We start from the raw sequence: 3,823 nt of genomic DNA on the forward strand, positions 1-3,823 counted from the left end.
CGGCCCTTTACAAGAAAACCTTCTTTTTCGTTGTGCAGATTCCATACCTTTTGGGAAGGATAAGCACCATAAATCTCCAGTTTGGAAGCTGGAAGTTGTTGTTTAATCAACGGCCAGATTTCTTCTTTTAAATATAAAACCGCATTCCAGTTAGGCTCATGAAGAAAATTGCCAATACTTATAAAATTTTGTCTTTTACTGAAGCTGGGCAATTCCGCTTTATTTTCTTCGGAAATTGATTCCAGGAGAAAAGGAAGGTAATGCAGAATAGTTTTAGGGATATTGAATTCATTTTGAAGCAATTCCATTTCAACTTCTGAAATTATCAGGCTTAGGTCACAGCGGTAAATACTTGCAATTTCCCTTTTCGTGATATCGACATCAAAATAAAGACTTTCAGCAGAAATATTCTTTTTATAAGCTTCAATCCGGGTTTTTCTTAAAAAATGAAGATCTTCAGTATCTAAGATTTTTATCGCGTTTGGGCAGGTTTTATCTACTCTCCATCCAAATTGCTCCTCAGTCATAAACCTATCAAAAAGTACCAGATTTGGTTGGATTCTTTTCAGTAAATCATCAAAAGAAGGATGGTTCATTCGTATCACTTCAGAAGCGATATTCATCTCTTCTAAATCTACAGCAAATTCGCTGCGAGCTGCGGTAGTCACAAAGGTGATTTCGTAATTTTCAGCAAGAAAAAAATCTAATAATTGTAGCATTCGGCTACCGGCGGCAGAAGAATTAGGTTCGGGCCAAACACAACCAATTACAAGTAAATTGGGCATAATTTTTTTTCAAAAATACCGGAATTTAGACCAGATTCCTAATTATAAACTAGCAGATAGCAGGAGGGAAGCAGTAACCCAAAGTACCAGGGAAACGATGCCGCCAATGATGAAAAAGTGCCTAAAACGGTAAATTCCCATCCCATAAATTATGGTATTGGTTTGGTATCCTACAGGTGTAAAAAAACTAAAATTAGAAGCAAATAGCACCGATAAAATAAAAGGTTTTGGATCCATTTGCATACTTGCGGCAATACTTATGGCGATGGGAGTTATAATTATTGCCGTAGCATTATTAGAGATAAATCCGCTTAAAACCATCGTTACCAGGAATAAAATCCCAATTACAATAATATCTGTTTGGTTTTCAAAAATTAGCAATAATTGGTCAGAAATCCATTGATCGGCGCCGGTATTGTTCATTGCTACGCCTAAAGGAATCATCCCCGCTAACAGGAAAATAATTTGCCAGTTTACCTGGGAATAAATTTTCCCCAGGTCTATACATTTCGTGAAAATCATTAAAAAACAGCCAATAAGTGCACTTTTTAAAATGGGAAAAATAGAAAATGCAGAGAGCGCAATAACCACTAATAGAATTGAAAGCGAAATATATTTTTTAGTTTTGGTGGTAACTTCAATATTCTTGTGTTGCTGCAAAATCGTTACATTTTCAATCTTTTGAAGTTCATCCAGGGCGCTTTCGCTAACTTCAACCAGTAAGCGGTCTCCAACCCTTAATTCAATTTCGTCTTTCCCCCGATTAAAAATTCTACGCCTGGGATTTCTAAAATTTCTTCGTTTTCTAATCGCCAGCGGTACCGCCCCGTGAAGATCATACCAACCTACAGTTTTTATACTTTTTCCTATTAATGGGGAGTTGGGCAGCATTAAAATTTCTACTACCTGAACATTTTCTTCCAGTTCTTCAGAGTCAGTAATAGGGTCGGCTAATTTCCTATTGTCTTCCTCTTTAATTACGGTAAATCCCTTAGCATCTTTTAATTTTATAAGATTTGCAAGATTACAGCGCAGTAAAAGTTGATCGCCTTCTTTGAGCGTAGTGAATTTCCCTGGGCGATCGTTTATAATCCCATTTCGTTTTAGCCTTAGTACTTCAATATCTTCATTATTATATAAAAAACTTTCACTAATACTTTTTCCAATTACACTGGAGTTTTCGGTGACAATTACTTTAGTAATATATTCATCAAGATTATAATCTTCACTTATTTTAGTCTTTTTGGTGTTGGGGAGTATTTTAATTAAAGCACTTACTATCACAATGGTGATTACCATAAAAATAACTCCATACCATGTAAATTCAAAGAAACTAAACCTTTCAATACCCCTGTCTATAGCAACTGCGTTTACAATAAGGTTGGTAGAAGTACCCATTAACGTGCAACTCCCGCCTATAATACCCGCGAAAGAAATTGGTAGAAGCAATTTTGAATTGGGGATATCGTATTTAGCAGATAATTCTGTAATAATCTTTATAAAAACAATTACCACAGCAGTAGTATTTATAAATGCCGAAATACTCCCTGCAATAAACATAAAGACAGGTACCATTAAAAATATTGGAAGAACCCTTAGATTTTTGAGTCCGCTGGCCAGCCAGTCTATAACCCCGTTTGTTTCCAGGCCTATGGCTATAATCATTAAAGCCAGTACCGTAATAGTTGCCGGACTGGAAAAGCCAGAAATAGCTTCTTCGGGACTTACCAGGTTAGTTAACAATAAGGCTGCAAGAATAAAAAACGCAATTTTATCTACCGGAAAAACTTCCAGGGCAAAGAAAACAATTACCACGATGATGATAAGAAACAATATGGCTATTTCGAGGCTCATTATTTAAATTTATAAAATAAAAATAAGGGAATACCGCCTGGTAGAATTCTTCTTCTGAAAGATTTATGAATTAATAAATCAGTATAATTTTTTACCGAAGCATATTAATTCCTATTTTGAAGTTTAAAACTAAATTATGAGCAGAGGATTTGTAAAAGAAGACGACCAGGAAGAAGCTCCTATAATACCGCCAAGAGCGGCTTTACCGGCCGGTGAAACAAATTATGTTACGCCAAATGGATTAAAAGAATTAAAAGAAGAAGAGGAAAAGCTCACAGCAGAACGTGCTAATCTCGACAAAGAAAATGAAACAGAACGTAGAAGGGCACAGGCAGTTATAGATGGCAATCTCAAATTATTAAGAGAGCGAATTAGCACCGCGAGGGTTTTAGATCCTAAAGAGCAACCTGAAGATGAAGTGCGTTTTGGAGCTTTGATTGAATTGAAGCAAAATGGAAATATTCAAAAGTTTCAAATTGTTGGGGTAGATGAGGCTGATGTGAAAAAACAAAAGATCGCTTTTGTAGCGCCTATCGCAAAAGCGGTTACCGGTAAAAAGGTTGGAGATAAAATTGATTTTAAATTAGGCGAAGAAACCCGAAAACTGGAAATCTTAAAAATTACTTACTAATGGCCGTATATATTGTGATGGGGGTTTCGGGTTCTGGTAAAACTACTATTGGAAAACTCCTCGCTAAAGAATTGAATTTATCTTTTTATGATGCCGATGATTTTCATCCTTCAGAAAATGTGGAAAAGATGAAAAATGGAATTCCGCTTCAGGATGAAGATCGAAAAGGCTGGTTAGCAGTTTTAGCTGAAAATATTCAAAAATGGGAACAAGACGGGGGCGCTGTTTTGGCCTGTTCGGCTTTAAAAGAAAAATATAGACAACAATTAACTTCAATTCCTGAAGAACATTTAAAGTGGATTTTCCTATCGGCTGATTTTGAAGTGATTTTAGAAAGGTTAAAAGCCAGGAAAGGCCATTATTTTAAACCAGAAATGCTCACTTCACAATTTGAAACCCTAGAAGAACCACAATATGGATTACGAGTAAATGTAAATACTTCTGAAGAAAATATTTTAAAAGAAATTATGACAAAATTAAAAGCTTCTAAAGCTGAAATTGGGCTTATTGGACTTGGAGTAATGGGAAAGAGTTTGGCTTTAAACCTACTTTC

Annotated in this window: 3 protein-coding genes and 1 pseudogene; 2 read left to right on the forward strand and 2 right to left on the reverse strand. The window is 35.6% G+C overall.

Annotated features, from left to right (window positions below; translation table 11 throughout):
- Positions 1 to 785, reverse strand: a pseudogene (locus AACZ30_RS13350) (glycosyltransferase); the annotation flags it as partial.
- A gap of 42 nt (positions 786 to 827) precedes the next feature.
- A complete protein-coding gene (locus AACZ30_RS13355) occupies positions 828 to 2,639 on the reverse strand; it encodes an SLC13 family permease (RefSeq protein WP_339649964.1) in 1,812 nt (603 codons plus the stop codon).
- A gap of 136 nt (positions 2,640 to 2,775) precedes the next feature.
- Between AACZ30_RS13355 and AACZ30_RS13360 the strand changes: the two genes are divergently transcribed.
- Together AACZ30_RS13360 and AACZ30_RS13365 are read left to right on the forward strand one after the other, a co-directional pair.
- A complete protein-coding gene (locus tag AACZ30_RS13360; RefSeq protein ID WP_339649966.1) occupies positions 2,776 to 3,270 on the forward strand; it encodes a GreA/GreB family elongation factor in 495 nt (164 codons plus the stop codon).
- On the forward strand, positions 3,270 to 3,823 hold a 554-nt coding region (locus tag AACZ30_RS13365; RefSeq protein WP_339649967.1), incomplete at its 3' end, for a gluconokinase, GntK/IdnK-type. The genes AACZ30_RS13360 and AACZ30_RS13365, both read left to right, overlap by 1 nt.

Source organism: uncultured Salegentibacter sp. (genome assembly GCF_963972535.1).
GTDB lineage: Bacteria > Bacteroidota > Bacteroidia > Flavobacteriales > Flavobacteriaceae > Salegentibacter.

Coding starts and splice junctions, on each gene's coding strand:
- AACZ30_RS13355 (WP_339649964.1), bottom strand. CDS start 2,639: ATGAGCCTCGAAATAGCCATATTGTTTCTTATCATCATCGTGGTAATT.
- AACZ30_RS13360 (WP_339649966.1), top strand. CDS start 2,776: ATGAGCAGAGGATTTGTAAAAGAAGACGACCAGGAAGAAGCTCCTATA.